Consider the following 19,462-nt stretch of genomic DNA (forward strand, 5'->3'; position numbering starts at 1 on the left):
CCATGGCCGACCTGACCCGGTACACCGCCGCCGAGACCGCCGCGGCCGTCGCCTCCGGCGACGTCTCCGCCGTCGAGGTGGCCCAGGCGCACCTGGACCGCATCGCCGCCGTCGACGAGAAGGTCCACGCCTTCCTGCACGTCGACACCGAGGGCGCCCTCGCCGCCGCCCGCGCCGTGGACGACAGGCGCGCCCGGGGCGAGGAGCTGGGCCCGCTGGCCGGCGTCCCGCTCGCGCTCAAGGACGTCTTCACCACCAAGGGCGTCCCCACGACCTGCGGCTCGAAGATCCTCGAGGGCTGGGTGCCGCCGTACGACGCGACGCTCACCCGCCGCCTCAAGGAGGCCGGCGTCGTCATCCTCGGCAAGACCAACATGGACGAGTTCGCCATGGGGTCCTCCACCGAGAACAGCGCCTACGGCCCCACCGGCAACCCGTGGGACCTCTCCCGCATCCCCGGCGGCTCCGGCGGCGGCTCCTCCGCCGCGCTCGCCGCCTTCGAGGCGCCGCTGGCGATCGGCACCGACACCGGCGGCTCCATCCGCCAGCCCGGCGCCGTCACCGGCACCGTCGGCGTGAAGCCGACCTACGGCGCGGTCTCCCGCTACGGCCTGGTCGCCTTCTCCTCCTCCCTGGACCAGGGCGGCCCCTGCGCCCGCACCGTGCTGGACGCGGCGCTGCTGCACGAGGCCATCGCCGGCCACGACCCGCTGGACTCCACCTCCATCGACGCGCCGGTCCCGCCGGTGGTCGAGGCGGCGCGGATGCGCGACGTCCGCGGCATGCGCGTCGGCGTGGTCAAGGAGTTCGGCGGCGAGGGCTACCAGCCCGGCGTGATGCAGCGCTTCCACGAGGCCGTGGAGCTGCTCCGCGGGCTGGGCGCCGAGGTCGTCGAGGTCTCCTGCCCGTCGTTCACCCTGGCGCTGCCCGCCTACTACCTGATCGCGCCGAGCGAGGCCTCCTCCAACCTGGCCCGCTTCGACGCGATGCGCTACGGCCTGCGGGTCGGCGACGACGGCACCCGCTCCGCCGAGGACGTCACCGCCCTCACCCGCGAGGCGGGCTTCGGCCCCGAGGTCAAGCGCCGGATCATGCTGGGCACCTACGCCCTGTCCTCCGGCTACTACGACGCCTACTACGGCTCGGCGCAGAAGGTGCGGACGCTGATCTCCCGCGACTTCGACGCGGCCTTCGCCGGCGTGGACGTGCTGATCTCGCCGACCACCCCCACCACCGCCTTCCCGATCGGCGAGCGCGCCGACGACCCGATGGCGATGTACCTGGCGGACCTCTGCACCATCCCGTCGAACCTCGCCGGCAACGCGGCCATGTCCGTGCCGTGCGGTCTGGCCCCGGAGGACAATCTCCCGGTCGGCCTGCAGATCATCGCCCCCGCGATGGCGGACGACCGCCTCTACCGGGTGGGCGGCGCCGTCGAGGCCGCATTCACCGAGAAGTGGGGACACCCCCTGCTGGAGGAGGCACCGGCACTGTGAGCAGTTCCTCGAAGGGCGGCAAGGCCGCGCAGCTCAAGGGTTTCAAGCACTCCCGCCCCGGCCTGTACCTGGGCATCGGCAGCAGCGCCTTCGGCGCCCTCGGCATCCTCCGCGATGTCAAGAAGGCCCGGGGGGACAGCGACACCCTGAAGCTGGTCAACGCGGTGGTCGCCGCCGTCGCGCTGGTCACCAGCACCGCGCTGCTGATCCGCGAGCTGAAGCAGCTGGGCGACGACGACGTCCTGCTGGGCTGAGGCCCCGCCGGAGCCGGCCGGTGCCCCGGGGCACCGGCCGGCTCCCCCAGAACCTTTCCGTGAACGTGAAGAAGGGGACGCTGTGAGCGTCGTGAACCTGGTGTCGTTCGAGGACGCCCTGGCGTCGTACGACCCGGTGATGGGCCTGGAGGTCCACGTCGAGCTGGGCACCGCCACCAAGATGTTCTGCGGGTGCTCGACCGCCCTCGGCGCCGAGCCCAACTCCCAGGTCTGCCCGACCTGCCTCGGCATGCCCGGTGCGCTGCCGGTGGTCAACGCCGCCGCCGTGGAGTCCGCGGTCCGGATCGGCCTGGCGCTGAACTGCGAGATCGCCGAGTGGTGCCGGTTCGCCCGGAAGAACTACTTCTACCCGGACATGCCGAAGAACTTCCAGACCTCGCAGTACGACGAGCCGATCGCCTTCGACGGCCACCTGGACGTCGAGGTCGACGGCGAGGTCTTCCGGGTCGACATCGAGCGCGCCCACATGGAGGAGGACACCGGCAAGTCCTCCCACATCGGCGGCGCCACCGGCCGCATCCACGGCGCCGAGTACTCCCTGCTCGACTACAACCGGGCCGGCATCCCGCTGATCGAGATCGTCACCAAGCCGATCACCGGCGCGGGCGCGAAGGCCCCCGAGGTCGCCAAGGCGTACGTCGCCGAGCTGCGCGAGCTCATCCGGGCGCTGGGCGTCTCCGAGGCCCGCATGGAGATGGGCCAGATGCGCTGCGACGTCAACCTCTCGCTGCGCCCGATCGGCCAGGAGAAGTTCGGCACCCGCTCCGAGACGAAGAACGTCAACTCGCTGCGCTCGGTCGAGCGCGCCGCCCGCTTCGAGATCCAGCGGCACGCCGCCGTGCTCTCCGAGGGCGGTACCATCGTCCAGGAGACCCGCCACTTCCACGAGGACGAGGGCACGACCACCTCCGGCCGCGTCAAGGAGGAGGCGGAGGACTACCGCTACTTCCCCGAGCCGGACCTCGTGCCCGTCGCGCCGGCCCGGGACTGGGTCGAGGAGCTGCGCGCCTCCCTGCCCGAGCTGCCGCGGCTGCGCCGCCGCCGGCTCCAGCAGGAGTGGGGCCTGTCCGACAAGGACATGCAGTCCGTCCTCAACGCCGGCGCCATCGAGCCGATCCTGGAGACCGTCGCCGCCGGCGCCCCCGCCGACCAGGCCCGCAAGTGGTGGATGGGCGAGCTGGCCCGCCGCGCCAACGAGTCCGGCACCGACCTCACCGCCCAGCCCATCACCCCGGCCCAGGTGGCCCGGATCTGCGCGCTGGTCGCCGAGGGCTCCCTCAACGACAAGCTGGCCCGCCAGGTCATCGAGGGCGTCCTGAACGGCGAGGGCGGGCCCGACGAGGTCGTCGCCGCGCGCGGCCTGGCCGTCGTCTCCGACGACTCGGCGCTCGGCACCGCCGTCGACGAGGCCATCGCCGCCAACCCGGGCGTCGCCGACAAGGTCCGCTCCGGCAAGGTCGCCGCCGCCGGCGCCCTGGTCGGCGCGGTCATGAAGGCCACCCGGGGCCAGGCCGACGCCGCCCGCGTCAAGGAGCTCGTCCTGGAGCGGCTCGGCGTCGAGGGCTGAGCCCCGCACCGCGCCCCTCCCGCACCGCGCCCCGGACCCCGACGGTCCGAGGACCCCGGCCGGAGTCCCTGGGGCACTCCGGCCCCCACGGCGCCGCCGCCCCCCGCACCCGGGGGCGGCGGCGCCGTCGCACGTCCCCCTCCTGAGCCGTCCCGCCCCCGTCCTGAGCCGTCCCGCCTCCGTCCTGAGCCGTCCCGCCTCCGTCCTGAGCCGTCGTGCCCCCGTCCTGAGCCGTCCCGCCCCCGCCCTAAGGCGTCCGGGCCCGGGAGGATGCGGCAGCCTGCCGATGCGGCGCACCCCCCTGGGCGAGGAGTCTCGTACCAGGACGACAGCCCGGCCGGTCCGGCCGGGCCCGGGAACCCACGAGGGGGCAGACCGCCGTGATGGAGTACGAGTTCATGCACTACCGCGCCAGGGACCTGCAGCTCCAGGCCGCCCGCCGGCGGCTGGTCCTGGAGGCGCAGGCCGCCCGCCGCGAGCGGTCGGGGAACCGTCCCGGACTGCTGCGCCGCCTGGCCGGCTCCGTGCGGGCCGCCGCCGCGCCGGAGGCCGCGCCGCAGCGGCTGCGCGAGTGCTGACCAGCGGGCCGGCCGCGGGAGCGGCGGCTGCGGACACCGGGGGGAGGGACGCCGAGGGCGCCCTCCCCCCGGGCCTTCCCGCCCCGGCCGTCCCCGCACCGTCGCCGGCCCTGTCCGCCCCCGCCCCTGCTCCGCCCCGCCGCGGGCCCGTCGCCGCCCCGCCGCCGGCCGCCGCCCCGGTCGCCGCGGCAATCCCGGCGACGCCGTCCGACCCGTGTGGCATGCTCGGCGCCGTGGAGCACAGATCCGTCAGCCCCGTCTTCGTCGGCCGCGGCCGGGAGCTCGCCGCTCTCACCGAGGCCCTCGGGCGCGCCGGCGCGGGCCGGCCGCAGGCCCTGCTCGTCGGCGGCGAGGCCGGGGTCGGCAAGACCCGCCTGCTGGAGGAGTTCCTGGCGGCCGCCCGCGCCGCGGGCGCCGTCACCGCGCTCGGCGGCTGTCCGGAGGTCGGCGCCGAGGGGCTGCCGTACGCGCCGCTGGCCACCGCCCTGCGCCGGCTCCACCGGGAGCTCGGCGGCGAGCTGGAGCAGGCCGCCGACGGCCGCGAGGGCAGCCTCGCCCGGCTGCTGCCCGACTTCGGCGAGGCCGCGCCCGAGTCCAGCGACGAGTACGGCCGCGCCCGGCTCTTCGAGCACACCGCCCGGCTCTTCGAGCGCCTCGCCGCCGACCGCACCCTCGTCCTCGCCGTCGAGGACCTCCACTGGTCCGACCGCTCCACCCGCGAACTCCTCGCCTACCTCGTCCGCACCCTGCACAGCGCCCGGGTCGTGGTCGTCGCCACCTACCGCACCGACGACCTGCACCGCCGCCACCCCCTGCGGCCGTACCTCGCCGAACTGGAGCGGCTGCGCACCGTGCAGCGCCTGGAGCTGTCCCGCTTCGCCCGTGCCGAGGTCGAGCAGCAGCTCGCCGGCATCCTCGCCACCGACGCCCCGGACCGCGAGCTGGTCGCCCGCATCCACCGCCGCTCCGAGGGCAACCCCTTCTTCGTGGAGGAGCTGGCCTGCTGCGCCACCGAGGGCTGCGACGTCGGCCTCAGCGACTCCCTCCGCGACATCCTGCTGGTCCGCGTCGAGGCCCTGCCCGAGCGGGCGCAGGCCGTGGTCAGGACCGCCGCCGAGGGCGGCTCCGCCGTCGAGCACGGACTGCTCGCCGCGGTCCTCGCGATGCCCGAGGACGACCTGATCGAGGCGCTGCGCGCCGCCGTCGGCGCCAGCATCCTCGTCCCCGACCCGGAGACCGAGGGCTACCGCTTCCGCCACGCCCTGGTCCGCGAGGCCGTCGTGGACGACCTGCTGCCCGGCGAGCGCAGCCGCGTCAACCGCCGCTACGCCGAGGCCCTGGAGGCCGACCCCCACCTCGTCTCCTGCGACGCGCGGGCCGCCCGCCTCGCCAGCTACTGGTACCACGCCCGCGACGCCGCCCGCGCCCTGCCCGCCGCCCTGCACGCCGGCCGGGAGGCCCGCCGCCGCCACGCCTCCGCCGAGCAGCTGCGGATGCTGGAGCGCGCCCTGGAGCTCTGGGATGACGTGCCCGGGGAGGTGCTGGAGGGCCTGCGGCCCTACGACCACGCCGACGAGTCCTACCCGCCGTGCGGCTGCGACCCCGCCCCCCACGGTGAGGGCTGCGGGCGGCTGCGCTTCGCGGACGTCCTCGCCGAGGCCACCGTGGCGGCCCGCCGCGCCGGGGACCGCGACCGCGGCCTGCGGTTCGTCAAGACGGCGCTCCGCCAGGTCGACGAGGCCGCCGAGCCCGAGCGGGCCGCCTGGTTCTGGCTCCAGCGCGCCCGGGCCGTCCGCTCCTACAACGGCACCTTCGGCGCCGCCGAGCTGGAGCGCGCCCGTTCGCTCGTCGAGGGGCGCCCCCCGTCCGCCGTCCAGGCCGACGTGCTCGGCCGGATCGCCGCCAACGGCATGCTGGACCGGCCCGAACCCGCCCACGTCGGCATCGCGGAGCGCGCCGCCGCCATGGCCCGCGAGGTCGGCGCCCCCGCCGTGGAGCTGCACGCCCTGCTCACCCTGGGCAAGCTGCGCTGCGACTTCGGGGAGCCCGAGGCCGGCCTCGCCGGCCTGCGCGAGGTCCGCGTCCGCGCCGCCGGCCTCGGCGACCCGGACCTGCACTGCCGGGCCGTCAACAACCTCGCCTCCCTCCTGGAGCAGCTCGGCCGGTCCGAGGAGGCGGCCGAGGCCGCCCGCGAGGGCCTGGAGCTCTCCCGCCGGTACGGGATGGTCCGCTACAACGGCGCCCTGCTGGCGGGCAACCTCGCGGAGTCCCTGATCGCCTCGGGGCGCACGGAGGAGGCCGCCGCCCTGCTGGCCGCGTGGGAGGACGAGGTGGACGGCTCCGCCCACGACGACTTCCTGGAGCGCCTCGCGGGCGAGCTGGCCCTGCTGCGTGACGACCCGGCGGAGGCCGCCCGCCGCCTGGCCGCGGCCCGCGCCCGCATCGAGACCCCCCAGCCGCAGAAGCTGCTGCCCGGCGCCGACCTGGCGCTGCGGACCGCCGCCCGCACCGGCCGGTTCGACGACGTCCGGACCGAGCTGCTGGCCGCCGTCGACGGCGGGCTCCCCGCCGGGTGCGACCACTACGCCTGGCCCCTGCTCACCCACGCCGCCGCGGCCGAGGCCGACTCCCGGGGGCTGCCCGCCGCCGACCCGGGCCGGGCCGGGATGCTGGACCGCATCCGGGCGGCCGCCGCGCCGCTGTCGCGCGCGGTGCCCCTGTACGAGGGCTGGGCCCTGCTCCTCGACGCCGAACTCGCCCGTGCCGAGGGCCGAGACACCCCCGCGGCGTGGCTCCCCGCCGTGGAGGCGCTGCGCGGCACCGGCAGGCCCTACCCGCTGGCCCTCGCGCTGCTGCGGGCCGCCGAGGCGCACGCCGCGGCGGGGGACCGCGACCGGGCCGGCGGCCTGCTCCGCGACGCCGCCCACGAGGCCCGCCGCCGCGGCGACGCGTTCCTGCTGCGGGAGGCCGCGTCGCTCGCGGACCGGGCCCGCCTGCCCCTGGACGGCGGGGCCGCCGCCGCGGCGCCCGCCCCCGCCGCACCCGCGGACCCCGTCGCCGCCCTGGGCCTCACCGCCCGCGAACGGGACGTCCTGCGGCTGCTGGCCCTGGGCCGCACCAACCGTCAGATCGCCGAGGAGCTCTACATCTCGCCGAAGACGGCCAGCGTGCACGTGTCCAACATCCTCGGCAAGCTCGCCGTCGCCGGGCGCGGCGAGGCGGCGGCGCTGGCGCACCGGATGCGCCTCTTCCCGGAGGACGCGGGCGCGGCCGCGGCGGTCTGAGGACCGGCGCGGTCCCGTGCCCCGTGACGCACCGTCACGGAGCCGCCGGGGCGGGCCCGCCGCGGTCAGGGGGCGGTGAGCCGCAGCACCCGGTCGTCCTGCGGGGCGGGCTCCCCGCGGCCGTCGGTGTTGCCGGTCACCACCCACAGCGAGCCGTCGGGGGCCGCCGCCACCGTGCGCAGCCGCCCGTACACCCCCGTCAGCTCCGCCTGCGGGGTGCCGGCCGTGCCGTCGCCGCGCAGCGGGACCCGCCACAGCCGCCGGCCCCGCAGCGCCGCGACCCACAGCGCGCCGTGCCAGTACGCCAGTCCGCTGGGGGACGCCTCGGCGGGGCGCCACTGGACGACCGGGTCGGTGAAGCCGGCCCGGTGCGCCCGGCCCTCCACCACGGGCCACCCGTAGTTCCCGCCCGGCCGGACCAGGTTGAGCTCGTCCCAGGTGTCCTGGCCGAACTCGGTGGCCCACAGCCGCCCGCGGGAGTCCCAGGCCAGGCCCTGCACGTTGCGGTGGCCCAGGCTGTAGACGGGGGAGCCGGGGAAGGGGTTGCCGGGCGCCGGCCGCCCGTCGGCGGTGATCCGCAGGATCTTGCCGCCCAGGGAGGCCCGGTCCTGGGCGAGGGGGCGCCGTCCGGTCTCGCCGGTCCCCGCGTACAGGTACCCGTCGGGTCCGAAGGCGATCCGGCCGCCGTCGTGGAACGTCCCCCGCGGGATGCCGGCCAGCACGGTGCGCGGCGGGCCCAGCCGCCGTCCGTCCCAGCGCATCCGCACGATCCGGTTGTCGGCGGCGGTGGTGAGGTACGCGTACACCCACGGCCGCGCCCCGGCGTGCGGGGGCACCGCGAGGCCCAGCAGGCCGCCCTCGCCCTCGGCGGCCACCCCCGGCACCCGCCCGGCCGGCGACCGGCGGCCCCCGGCCGCCAGGCGCACGACCTCCCCGGTGCCCCGCTCCGCCACCAGCGCGGACCCGTCCGGCAGGAAGGCGACGCCCCAGGGCACCGGCAGCCGCTCGGCCACCGTGCCCGCCACCCGCACCGCGGCGGCCGCGGGCGGCCGCGTCCCGGAGGTCTGCCGCTGTGCGGCCGGGGGCGACCCGCCCGGTCCGCCCGCCGCCCCCGACGTGCAGCCCGCCGCGGGCAGCAGCCCGACCGCCACCGTCACCGCCACCGCCGCCGCCGTCCTCCGCAGTCCCCGCACGCGCCCGCCTCCGGTCCTCCGCCTCCCTCCACCCTGCCCCCGGAGCGGCCGCCGCAGCCACCGCTGCGGGGAACGGGCGGCGGGAGGCAGCGGGGGAGCCGCCCGCGGGAAGGAGCGGAGGGGGGCAGGCGGCGGGAGGGCATAGATTCGGACCCATGTCCGCACCCCGCGCCGCACTGATCCCCTACGCCCCCGGCGCCGTCGAGGGGCTGCCGCCGGACCTGGACGTCCACACGTGGGACGGCACGGAGCCGCCGCCCCCGCAGGACGTGCTGGACACGGTCGGCTTCCTCACCGTCCCCTACATGCGCACCGCCGCCGCCCTGCCGCTGATGCCCCGCCTGCCGGCGCTGGAGGTCGTGCAGACCCTCACCGCCGGCGTGGACGACGTGCTGCCCCACGTGCCGTCGGGTGCGGTGCTCTGCAACGCCCGGGGCGTGCACGACGCCTCCACCGCCGAACTGGCCCTCACCCTGGTCCTCGCCTCCCTGCGCGGCATCCCCCGCTTCGTGCGGGGCCAGGACGCCGAGCAGTGGCACGCCGGCTTCTACCCGGCCCTCGCCGACCGCACGGTGCTGCTCGTCGGGTACGGCTCGATCGGGGCCGCGGTCGAGGAGCGGCTGCGCCCGTTCGAGTGCCGGGTCCTGCGGGTGGCCCGCCGGGCCCGCACGGCCCCGCACGGTCCGGTGCGGCCGCTGTCCGACCTGCCGGACCTGCTGCCGCAGGCCGACGTGGTGGTGCTGACGGTGCCCCTGACCGAGGGGACGCGCGGCCTGGCGGGCCGGGACTTCCTCGCCCGGATGCGGGACGGGGCACTGCTGGTCAACGTCGCCCGGGGGCCGGTGGTGGACACCGCCGCACTGCTGGCCGAGCTGGAGTCCGGGCGGCTGCGCGCCGCGCTCGACGTCACCGACCCCGAGCCGCTGCCCGCGGGGCATCCGCTCTGGCACGCCCCCGGCGTCCTGATCAGCCCCCACGTGGGCGGCAGCAGCTCGGCGTTCCTCCCGCGGGCGCTGCGGCTGCTCGGCGCGCAGCTGCGCCGGTACGCGGCGGGCGAGCCCCCCGAGCACCGGGTCGCAGCCCCCGGGGCGGCAGTGCCCGGTGCGGCGGTGCCCGGGGCCGGGGAGCACCGGGGCTGACCGCTCTCCCGCCGGGACACGGCGGCCGTCGTGCGGCGGCCGGAGCGCGGCTGCCGGAGTGCGGCGGCCCGGCCGCGATGGCCGGCCCGCAACGGCCCGGCCGCAGCAGCAGGGGCGCGCCCGGTCCGGCCGCGCCCGGGCGGGGCGCACCGCGCCCGGGCGCGCGCGGTCCCGGCGCTCCGGCCCTCCGGGCCCCGCGCCCGCCCGGCCCGCCGCCCGCTCACCTGGACCAGAGGTCACCCGTCCGGGTGGCGGCGGCGGATGCGGTGATTCCCCGACGGTGCCGCTCCGTCGCGATCCGGGCATGCACCCGGCCACAGGGCGTTACTGTCAGTGGTGCATCTGTGCCACTGAGTGACCGGCGTGGTGTATCGTCCCGTCCGAAGGCGCGGGCGGGGCGCGGCGAAGCCGGCCCTTCACGCCCGGAGGGGGAGATATCGGTTGACTTCCACCGATGTTGTGCTGCCCAAGGCCGCCGGAACCCGGGGGACCGTCGGCGCCGTCCGCACCGGCCGCCTCCCCCGGCTGCTGCTCGCCGCGGCCTGCTGCGCCTACGCGGCGGGGGCGGCCACCGGGTGGGGATCGGCCCGGCTGGCCCCCGTCATGGGCGACTTCGGCCTGGCCGCGGCCGCCCTGGCCGCCGCGGTGTCCTGCCTGGTCCGGGGCTCCCGCACCGGCGGCCCGGCCCGCCCCGCGTGGCTGCTCTTCGGGTTCTCCTCCCTGATGGCCGCCCTCGGCAACGGTGCCTGGGGCTGGTACGAGGTGGTGCTGCACACCCCCGTGCCGTCGCCGTCGGTCGCGGACGGGGCCTTCCTCCTCTTCGCGCCGCCCGCCATCGCCGGCCTGCTGGTCCTCGGCCACCGGCCCCGCACCCCCGCCGCCTGGGTCTGCCTGCTGCTGGACGGCTGGCTGATCGCCGGCTCGCTGCTCACCCTGGGCTGGAGCCTCGCCCTGGCCCGCACCGCCCGGGGTGAGGAGGGCAGCCCGCTGCGGATGTCGCTGTCCCTGGCCTACCCGCTGCTGGACATCCTGCTGGCCAGCGTCGTCCTGGGCATGCGGTTCCGCGGCCGGGAGGGCAACCGGGCGGCCGTGAACACGGCCGTGCTGGCCCTGGCCGTCACCGTGGTCAGCGACGCCCTGTGGACCTCGCCCACCCTGCGCAGCGCCTACCACTCGGGCGAGTTCCTGGACGCGGGCTGGTTCGCGGGCAGCCTGCTCCTCGCCTGGGCGCCCTGGGCCGGCGACCGCTCCCGGCCGGACGCCGACCCGGCTCCGCCGCACCCCCCGGCGGCCGGCCGCCGCACCGCCGCGACCTGGCTCAGCGCCCTCACCCCCTACCTCGCCGCGGCGGTGTGCACCGCCGCCCTCCTCACCAACGCCCTCGGCAGCCGCCCCATGGACCGGGTGGTGCTGGTCGCCGGCTGCACGGTGGTGCTGGCGCTGATCGTGCGCCAGGGCATCATGCTGCTGGACAACATCTCCCTCACCCAGGAGCTCGCGCGGCAGGAGGCCCACTTCCGGTCCCTGGTCCAGGGCTCCAGCGACGTCATCATGATCGTCGGCCCGGGCGGGGTGCTCTCGTACGTCAGCCCGGCCGCCCTCGGCGTCTACGGGCGCGATCCGGCCGAACTGGCGGGCGGCCCGCTGGTCGACGTGGTCCACCCCGACGACCGCGGCCGCGTCCGCTGGGAGATCCGGCGCCTCCTCGCCGGGGGGCCCGGCACCGGGCCCGCCCGCGTGGAGTGCCGGATCCGCTCCGGGGCGGGGGAGTGGCTCCACGTCGAGTCCGCCGTCAGCCACTGCCCCGACGGACTGATCCTCAACAGCCGGGACGTCACCGAGCGCGTGCGCCTCCAGGCGCAGCTCCAGCACCACGCCTTCCACGACTCGCTCACCGACCTGCCGAACCGGGCGCTCTTCACCGACCGGGTGCGGGCCGCGCTCTCCGGCGTGCGGGGCGAGGGCCGGACGGTCGCCGTGCTCTACCTCGACCTCGACGGCTTCAAGGCGGTCAACGACACCGCCGGCCACCAGGTCGGCGACGAGCTCCTCGTCCAGGCCGCGCACCGCCTGCGGGAGGCCGTCCGGGCCGAGGACACGGTGGCCAGGCTCGGCGGCGACGAGTTCGCGGCCCTGGTGGCCGGCCGGCTGCGCGAGGCGCACGTCCGCGACATCGCCGAGCGGCTGCGCGCCGCCCTCTCCCGGCCCTACCGGATCGGCGGCGCCGAACTCGCCGTGGCGGCCAGCATCGGCATCGCCTTCGCGGCCCCCGGCAGCCTCCCCGCCGAGCTGATGCGCAACGCCGACCTGGCGATGTACCGGGCCAAGTCGGCGGGCAAGGGCCGGGTCGTCGTCTACTCCCCGCGGTTCCGCGCCGACCTCGTCCGCCGCCGGGAGCAGGAGCGGCGCCTGCACGGCGGCGTCCGCGGCGCCCGGCCGGTCCTGCTCCACCAGCCGGTCGTCGACCTGCTGAGCGGGGAGGTCGCCGCGGTCGAGGCCCAGGCCCGCTGGCAGGCCGGGCCGGAGCCCGCCGTCCCGGAGGACCCGTCCGCCGGGGAGGCCGCCGGGTCCGGCGCCCTCCCGCCCGGCCTGCTCCCGCCCGGCCGCCTCCCGTCCCGTGCCGGCCGGTCCGGACCCGGGCCCCGCGCCGCCCGTGCCGACGCCGACCCCGGCACCGTCGACGGCCACGCCGCCCACGCCGCCCACGCCGTCCGCACCGCGGAGGCGGACGGGGACGCCGGCGAGCGCGCCGCCAGCCTCGCCCGCTGGCTGGTCCAGCAGTCCGTCGCCGCGGCCGCCTCCCGCTGGCGCGGCGCCCCGGAGCGGGGCGCCGCGGTGCCGGTGGCGGTCCGGCTGTCCGTGCGGCGGCCGGACGCCCCTGGCGCGTCCGGCCTGCTCGACGCCCCCGGCCTGCTCGACACGGTCGAACGTGCCCTGCGGGAGAGCGGCCTGCCGCCCGGCCGGCTGATCCTGGGCGTGGGCGGCGGCCCCGGGGAGCCGCCCGAGGAGCTGGACGACCTGGTGCGCCGCCTGGCCGCGCTGCGCCGGCTCGGCGTCCGGCTGGCGCTGGAGGGCTTCGGCACCGGCCCCGCCCCGCTGACCTGGCTGCGCCGCCTCCCCGTGGACATCCTCAAGCTGGACCGCGCCCTCGTCCACGGGGCGGCGGAGTCCGCCGTCACCCGCGCCCTCGCCGGCCACGTGCTCCGGCTGGCCCGCGACCTGGGCCTGACGACGGTGGCCGAGGGGGTGGACACGCACCGGCAGGCGGCCGTCCTGCGCGAGCTGGGCTGCCGGCACGCGCAGGGGCTGCTCTTCTCGGGGCCGCTCGACGACCGGCGGCTGCACCGGGTGCTGCTCCGCCGCCGCCTCCCGCTGCCCGGCCCCGCCGTGCCCGCGCCCCCTGCCGCGCCCGCCGCCGGGACCTCCGCCGGGCCCGTGGCCGCGCTCCGTCCCGTACCGCTGCAGCAGCCCGCATCGTCCACCCGTCCGGAGGGGCGCGCGCACCTCCGCCGCGAGCCCTCCCCGCCGGTACGGAACCCCTCCGACCTGCCCGGACGCCCCTCCGGAAGGAGTCCGCATGATGAGACCTGCGTCCCACCTACTTGACACCGCCCTCGGCTCGGGGGGAAGGTCGACACCATGCGCACCCGAATCCTTGTACTTGGCGGGCGCGTCGGCTGACCCGGACAGCAGCACCGGATCGCAGAAGCCGACGCGCTACCCCTCGCATGCCCTGGGCACGAGGGGTTTTTTGCTGCACAGAACCCGTTCCACCACCGCCCGGTACCCCCTCCCGGGGCCTCCGGGGCAGCGATGAGCAGTCCACCGCAGACGCCGCGCGCCATGGGTCGCACCATGGGAGTACAGCCGCCGCGCGACGCCCAGCGACCGCCGCGGGCACCCTCCACCGCGGCGCAACCGGAGAAGAGACAGGCAGATGACCGAGCAGGCCGCCCCGCACCGCGGGGACAACCCGGCAGCCCACTCCGCTACCGGCACCCACGCCGCCCAGACGATGACCGGCGCCCAGTCGCTCATCCGCTCCCTGGAGGCCGTGGGGGCCGACACCGTCTTCGGCATCCCGGGCGGCGCCATCCTCCCCGCGTACGACCCCCTGATGGACTCCGCCAAGGTCCGCCACGTCCTCGTCCGCCACGAGCAGGGCGCCGGCCACGCCGCCGAGGGCTACGCCCAGGCCACCGGCCGGGTCGGCGTCTGCATGGCGACCTCCGGCCCGGGCGCGACCAACCTGGTCACCCCGATCGCCGACGCGTACATGGACTCCGTCCCCATGGTCGCCATCACCGGCCAGGTCGCCAGCGCCTCGATCGGCACGGACGCCTTCCAGGAGGCGGACATCTGCGGCATCACCATGCCGATCACCAAGCACAACTACCTGGTCACCGACCCCGCCGACATCCCCCGGGTGATCGCCGAGGCCTTCCACATCGCCTCCACCGGCCGCCCCGGCCCGGTCCTGGTCGACATCGCCAAGGACGCCCTGCAGGCGCAGACCGTCTTCCGCTGGCCGGTGGAGACCTCGCTCCCCGGCTACCGGCCCGTGACCCGGCCGCACGCCAAGCAGATCCGCGAGGCCGCCCGGATGCTGGTGAACGCCAAGCGGCCGGTGCTCTACGTCGGCGGCGGCGTCCTGAAGGCCCGCGCCACCGCGGAGCTGCGCATCCTCGCCGAGCTGACCGGCGCCCCGGTCACCACCACCCTGATGGCGCTCGGCGCCTTCCCCGACAGCCACCCGCAGCACCTGGGCATGCCGGGCATGCACGGCACCGTCCCGGCCGTCACCGCGCTGCAGAAGGCCGACGTCATCCTGGCGCTCGGCGCCCGCTTCGACGACCGCGTCACCGGGAAGCTGGACAGCTTCGCCCCGCACGCGAAGATCGTCCACGCCGACATCGACCCCGCCGAGATCGGCAAGAACCGCGCCGCGGACGTCCCGATCGTCGGCGACGCCCGCGAGGTGCTGGCCGACCTGATCGTCGCCGTCCAGGCCGAGCACGAGGCCGGCCGCCGCGGCGACTACACCGCCTGGTGGGAGCGGCTGAACGCCTGGAAGACCACCTACCCGCTGGGCTACGCCCCCGCCCCCGAGGGCGAGCTCTCCCCGCAGCAGGTCATCGAGCGGATCGGGCAGCTGGTCGGCCCGGACGCCATCTACGCCGCGGGCGTGGGCCAGCACCAGATGTGGGCCTCCCAGTTCATCGGCTTCGAGAAGCCCGCCACCTGGCTGAACTCCGGCGGCGCCGGGACGATGGGCTACGCGGTCCCCGCCGCGATGGGCGCCAAGGCCGGCTGCCCCGAGACCCAGGTCTGGGCGATCGACGGCGACGGCTGCTTCCAGATGACCAACCAGGAGCTGGTCACCTGCGCCCTCAACAACATCCCCATCAAGGTCGCGGTCATCAACAACGGCTCGCTGGGCATGGTCCGCCAGTGGCAGACCCTCTTCTACAACCAGCGGTACTCCAACACCGTGCTCCACAGCGGCCCCGGCCACGACGGCGTCGCCCCGCCGCCGGCCGGCACCCGCGTCCCCGACTTCGTGAAGCTCGCCGAGGCGATGGGCTGCCGCGGCCTGCGCTGCGAGACGCCGGACCAGCTGGACGCGGTCATCAAGGAGGCGATGGCGATCGACGACGCCCCCGTCGTCATCGACTTCATCGTCCACCAGGACGCCATGGTCTGGCCGATGGTCGCCGCCGGCACCAGCAACGACGAGATCATGGCCGCCCGCGACGTCCGCCCCGACTTCGGCGACGAGCTCGACTGAGACCCCCGTCAGGACGTCAGGACGTCAGGAACCGAGGAAGCCGACCCATGTCCAAGCACACGCTCTCCGTCCTGGTCGAGAACAAGCCCGGCGTGCTCGCCCGCATCGCCGCGCTCTTCTCCCGCCGGGGCTTCAACATCGACTCGCTCGCCGTCGGGCCCACCGAGCACCCCGACGTCTCCCGGATGACGATCGTCGTCCAGGTGGAGGACCTGCCGCTCGAGCAGGTCACCAAGCAGCTCAACAAGCTGGTCAACGTGATCAAGATCGTCGAGCTGGACCCCGACGCCTCCGTGCGGCGCGAACTGGTCCTGGTGAAGGTCCGCGCCGACTCCGAGACCCGCTCGCAGGTCGTCGAGATCGTCCAGCTCTTCCGGGCCAAGACGGTCGACGTCTCGCCCGACGCGGTCACGATCGAGGCCACCGGCAGCTCCGACAAGCTGGAGGCGATGCTGCGGATGCTGGAGCCGTACGGGGTCAAGGAGCTGGTCCAGTCCGGCATGGTCGCCATCGGACGCGGCGCCCGCTCCATCACCGACCGCTCGCTGCGCGCCCTCGACCGCTCCGCCTGAGCCCCCGGCGGGCCCGGCCGGAACCCCGAGGTCAGCCGTCCGGACCCGTCTCACCCACCGACTACACCCCGCACCACGGCACCCGGTTGCGTACCGTGAGGACACGACCGGTGCCACCACCACCACGCAAGGAGATGTGCCCCCGTGGCCGAGCTGTTCTATGACGACGACGCCGACCTGTCCATCATCCAGGGCCGCAAGGTCGCGGTCCTCGGCTACGGCAGCCAGGGCCACGCCCACGCCCTGTCGCTCCGCGACTCCGGCGTCGACGTGCGGGTGGGCCTGCACGAGGGCTCGAAGTCCAGGGCCAGGGCTGAGGAGCAGGGCCTGCGCGTGGTGACGCCGGCCCAGGCCGCCGAGGAGGCCGACGTCATCATGATCCTGGTGCCGGACCCGATCCAGGCCGACGTCTACAAGGAGTCCGTCGAGCCCCACCTCAAGGACGGCGACGCCCTCTTCTTCGGCCACGGCTTCAACATCCGCTTCGGCTTCATCAAGCCCCCGGCGGGCGTCGACGTCTGCATGGTCGCCCCCAAGGGCCCGGGCCACCTGGTCCGCCGCCAGTACGAGGAGGGCCGCGGCGTCCCCTGCATCGCGGCCGTGGAGCAGGACGCCACCGGCAAGGCCTTCGACCTGGCGCTCTCCTACGCCAAGGGCATCGGCGGCACCCGCGCCGGCGTCATCAGGACCACCTTCACCGAGGAGACCGAGACCGACCTCTTCGGCGAGCAGGCCGTCCTGTGCGGCGGCGCCTCGGCGCTGGTCAAGGCGGGCTTCGAGACCCTGGTCGAGGCCGGCTACCAGCCGGAGATCGCCTACTTCGAGTGCCTCCACGAGCTGAAGCTCATCGTCGACCTCATGTACGAGGGCGGCCTGGAGAAGATGCGCTGGTCCGTCTCCGAGACCGCCGAGTGGGGCGACTACGTCACCGGCCCGCGCATCGTCACCGACGCGACCAAGGCCGAGATGAAGAAGGTCCTCGGCGAGATCCAGGACGGCACCTTCGCCAACACCTGGATGGCCGAGTACAAGGGCGGCCTGAAGAAGTACAACGAGTACAAGAAGGCCGACAGCGAGCACCTGCTGGAGACCACCGGCAAGAAGCTGCGCTCCCTGATGAGCTGGGTCGACGAGGAGGCGTGAGCCCCCGCGGCGGCCGCCCCCCGTCCGGGGCGGCCGCCGCGCCGCACCACCCCCGCACCGCCGTCCGCACCGCCTTTCGTCAAGCCCCGGTTTTTGTCCGGCCTGTAGATTCCCGTGCGGGTGATTCCGCCGCGGGGGCAGGGGCCGGTGCACCGTACGTCGATACACTTCCGAGTGCGCGTCAGGCCCACAGCGTCGTGCGTCTTCAACGCGGCATGCCACCGTTCCCCATGCCGCTGTTCCCGCCGCCGGGACAGCCCCGCGAGACACGCCACCCACGGTCCGCGGCCGGGGGAGAACCGGACAGTAAGGACAACTGTCGTGAGCGCTGCAACACACCAGAAGCCTGTCGTTCTCATCGCCGAAGAGCTCTCGCCCGCCACGGTCGACGCGCTGGGCCCGGACTTCGAGATCCGCCACTGCAACGGCGCCGACCGCGCCGAGCTGCTGCCCGCCATCGCCGACGTCGACGCGGTCCTGATCCGCAGCGCCACCAAGGTGGACGCCGAGGCGATCGCCGCCGCCCGCCGCCTCAAGGTCGTCGCCCGCGCCGGCGTCGGCCTGGACAACGTGGACGTCTCCGCCGCCACCAAGGCCGGCGTGATGGTGGTCAACGCGCCCACCTCCAACATCGTCACCGCCGCCGAGCTCGCCTGCGGCCTGCTGATCTCGGTCGCCCGCAACATCCCGCCGGCCAGCACCGCCCTGAAGAACGGCGAGTGGAAGCGGTCGAAGTACACCGGCGTCGAGCTCGCCGAGAAGACCCTGGGCGTCGTCGGCCTCGGCCGCATCGGCGTGCTGGTGGCCCAGCGGATGTCCGCGTTCGGCATGAGGATCGTCGCCTACGACCCCTACATCCAGGCCGCCCGCGCCGCCCAGATGGGCGTCAAGCTGCTCTCCCTCGACGAGCTGCTGGAGGTCGCGGACTTCATCACCGTGCACCTCCCCAAGACCCCGGAGACGGTCGGCCTCATCGGCGACGAGGCGCTGCACAAGGTCAAGCCGACCGTGCGCATCGTCAACGCCGCCCGCGGCGGCATCGTGGACGAGGCCGCCCTGGTCAGTGCCCTGAAGGAGGGCCGGGTCGCCGGCGCCGGCCTGGACGTCTTCGCCAAGGAGCCGTGCACCGACTCCCCGCTCTTCGAGTTCGACAACGTGGTGGCCACCCCGCACCTGGGCGCCTCCACCGACGAGGCCCAGGAGAAGGCCGGCATCGCCGTCGCCCGCTCGGTGCGCCTCGCCCTCGCCGGCGAGCTGGTCCCCGACGCCGTCAACGTCCAGGGCGGCGTGATCGCCGAGGACGTGCGCCCCGGCCTGCCGCTCGCCGAGAAGCTCGGCCGGATCTTCACCGCGCTGGCCGGCGAGGTCGCCGTCCGCCTCGACGTCGAGGTCCGCGGCGAGATCACCCAGCACGACGTCAAGGTGCTGGAGCTCTCCGCCCTCAAGGGCGTCTTCGAGGACGTCGTCGACGAGACCGTCTCGTACGTCAACGCGCCGCTCTTCGCCCAGGAGCGCGGCGTCGAGGTGCGGCTGACCACCAGCAGCGAGTCGGCCGAGCACCGCAACGTCATCACGGTGCGCGGCACCCTCGCCGACGGCGGGGAGGTGTCGGTCTCCGGCACCCTCACCGGCCCCAAGCGGACCCAGAAGATCGTCGGCGTCGACTCCTTCGACGTGGACGTGGTCCTCACCGACCACATGGCCTTCTTCCAGTACGAGGACCGGCCCGGCGTGGTCGGCACCCTCGGCCGCATCCTCGGCGACGCGGGCATCAACATCGCCGGCATGCAGGTCGCCCGCGACGAGGCCGGCGGCGACGCCCTGGTCTCGCTCACCGTGGACAGCGAGATCCCGCAGCAGGTCCTGGCCGAGATCGCCACCGAGATCGGCGCCCGGTTCGCCCGCTCCGTGGACCTCGGGGACTGACCGCCCCTCCGGGGCGCCGCCGCCCCGGGTGCCCCGCCCCCGTGTGCCCCGCCGCGTCCGCGCGGCGGGGCACACGCGCGTCCCGGGCCCCGCGCGGACGGCGCCCGGGACGCCCGCCGCGGGCGGGGGGTCCCACGCCTGGGGCGTGACGAGCCTCCTGGCCGGCGCCCGTGCCCGCACCTCCCTCCCGGCCGCCGACGTGCGTCCCCTGCCGGGAGAGGCGGGCTGTGCCGCCGGGTCCGGGAGGGCGCGGCGGGTCGCCGTCTCAGATAGTAGGAAGTCCGAGTAACGGGCGGACATCCGCCGCCGGCCCGGCGTACCGTGAGAGTGCCACGCGGCCCGCGGCCCCTTGCGACCGGCCACCCTCCCGGTCTGCCGCCCGTGTGCGCCGTACGCGAATGCGCAGGCCACCCCTGCGGCGTACCGCAGCCCTCGGCGACGCCGAGGCCAGACACCCACCCCCATGCGCCCCCCCGCATGCCACGGAACGGAGTCCCGGTA

Annotated in this window: 12 protein-coding genes; 11 read left to right on the forward strand and 1 reads right to left on the reverse strand. The window is 75.9% G+C overall.

Features of this window, described 5'->3' with window-relative positions; genetic code table 11:
* Window positions 1–2 precede the first annotated feature (2 nt).
* The 5 genes from gatA (at window position 3) to LO771_RS11725 (ending at window position 7,200) form a co-directional block, all read left to right on the forward strand.
* Complete coding sequence (gene gatA, locus LO771_RS11705) at window positions 3–1,496, forward strand: Asp-tRNA(Asn)/Glu-tRNA(Gln) amidotransferase subunit GatA (RefSeq protein ID WP_230650905.1); 1,494 nt, start codon at window positions 3–5, stop codon at window positions 1,494–1,496.
* A complete protein-coding gene (locus tag LO771_RS11710; protein WP_230650906.1) occupies window positions 1,493–1,750 on the forward strand; it encodes a hypothetical protein in 258 nt (85 codons plus the stop codon). The genes gatA and LO771_RS11710 overlap by 4 nt, the downstream gene beginning before the upstream one ends.
* Window positions 1,751–1,832: 82 nt before the next feature.
* A complete protein-coding gene (gene gatB / locus LO771_RS11715; RefSeq protein WP_230650907.1) occupies window positions 1,833–3,338 on the forward strand; it encodes an Asp-tRNA(Asn)/Glu-tRNA(Gln) amidotransferase subunit GatB in 1,506 nt (501 codons plus the stop codon).
* A gap of 383 nt (window positions 3,339–3,721) precedes the next feature.
* A complete protein-coding gene (locus LO771_RS11720) occupies window positions 3,722–3,916 on the forward strand; it encodes a hypothetical protein (protein ID WP_230650908.1) in 195 nt (64 codons plus the stop codon).
* A gap of 221 nt (window positions 3,917–4,137) precedes the next feature.
* Window positions 4,138–7,200, forward strand: coding sequence for a helix-turn-helix transcriptional regulator (locus tag LO771_RS11725; RefSeq protein WP_230650910.1), 3,063 nt, complete (start codon window positions 4,138–4,140; stop codon window positions 7,198–7,200).
* Between the two features lie 65 nt (window positions 7,201–7,265).
* Here LO771_RS11725 and LO771_RS11730 read toward each other — a convergent pair whose 3' ends face one another.
* Window positions 7,266–8,384, reverse strand: a complete 1,119-nt coding sequence (locus tag LO771_RS11730) for a sorbosone dehydrogenase family protein (protein ID WP_230651051.1) — start codon at window positions 8,382–8,384, stop codon at window positions 7,266–7,268.
* A 164-nt stretch (window positions 8,385–8,548) separates the two neighbouring features.
* Here LO771_RS11730 and LO771_RS11735 point away from each other — a divergent pair, with 164 nt between their 5' ends.
* The 6 genes from LO771_RS11735 to serA all read left to right on the forward strand — a co-directional run bounded on the left by LO771_RS11735 (window position 8,549) and on the right by serA (window position 18,961).
* On the forward strand, window positions 8,549–9,532 hold the full coding sequence (locus LO771_RS11735) for a 2-hydroxyacid dehydrogenase (protein ID WP_230650912.1): 984 nt from the start codon (window positions 8,549–8,551) through the stop codon (window positions 9,530–9,532).
* A gap of 462 nt (window positions 9,533–9,994) precedes the next feature.
* Window positions 9,995–13,138: a bifunctional diguanylate cyclase/phosphodiesterase gene (locus tag LO771_RS11740; protein WP_230651055.1), complete on the forward strand. Its 3,144-nt coding sequence runs from the start codon at window positions 9,995–9,997 to the stop codon at window positions 13,136–13,138.
* A 331-nt stretch (window positions 13,139–13,469) separates the two neighbouring features.
* Window positions 13,470–15,320: an acetolactate synthase large subunit gene (locus LO771_RS11745; RefSeq protein ID WP_230650914.1), complete on the forward strand. Its 1,851-nt coding sequence runs from the start codon at window positions 13,470–13,472 to the stop codon at window positions 15,318–15,320.
* Window positions 15,321–15,367: 47 nt separating this feature from the next.
* Window positions 15,368–15,892, forward strand: coding sequence for an acetolactate synthase small subunit (gene ilvN, locus LO771_RS11750; protein WP_230650920.1), 525 nt, complete (start codon window positions 15,368–15,370; stop codon window positions 15,890–15,892).
* Between the two features lie 144 nt (window positions 15,893–16,036).
* Window positions 16,037–17,035: a ketol-acid reductoisomerase gene (ilvC, locus tag LO771_RS11755; protein ID WP_230650922.1), complete on the forward strand. Its 999-nt coding sequence runs from the start codon at window positions 16,037–16,039 to the stop codon at window positions 17,033–17,035.
* A gap of 321 nt (window positions 17,036–17,356) precedes the next feature.
* The gene (gene serA, locus LO771_RS11760) at window positions 17,357–18,961 is read left to right on the forward strand and encodes a phosphoglycerate dehydrogenase (RefSeq protein WP_230650925.1); all 1,605 of its coding nucleotides are present in this window, start codon (window positions 17,357–17,359) and stop codon (window positions 18,959–18,961) included.
* Window positions 18,962–19,462 lie beyond the last annotated feature (501 nt).

It is taken from the genome of Streptacidiphilus sp. ASG 303 (genome assembly GCF_020991365.1).
In the GTDB taxonomy this organism is placed as follows: domain Bacteria; phylum Actinomycetota; class Actinomycetes; order Streptomycetales; family Streptomycetaceae; genus Peterkaempfera.

Coding starts and splice junctions, on each gene's coding strand:
- gatA (WP_230650905.1), top strand. CDS start 3: ATGGCCGACCTGACCCGGTACACCGCCGCCGAGACCGCCGCGGCCGTC.
- LO771_RS11720 (WP_230650908.1), top strand. CDS start 3,722: ATGGAGTACGAGTTCATGCACTACCGCGCCAGGGACCTGCAGCTCCAG.
- LO771_RS11725 (WP_230650910.1), top strand. CDS start 4,138: ATGCTCGGCGCCGTGGAGCACAGATCCGTCAGCCCCGTCTTCGTCGGC.
- LO771_RS11735 (WP_230650912.1), top strand. CDS start 8,549: ATGTCCGCACCCCGCGCCGCACTGATCCCCTACGCCCCCGGCGCCGTC.
- LO771_RS11745 (WP_230650914.1), top strand. CDS start 13,470: ATGACCGAGCAGGCCGCCCCGCACCGCGGGGACAACCCGGCAGCCCAC.
- ilvN (WP_230650920.1), top strand. CDS start 15,368: ATGTCCAAGCACACGCTCTCCGTCCTGGTCGAGAACAAGCCCGGCGTG.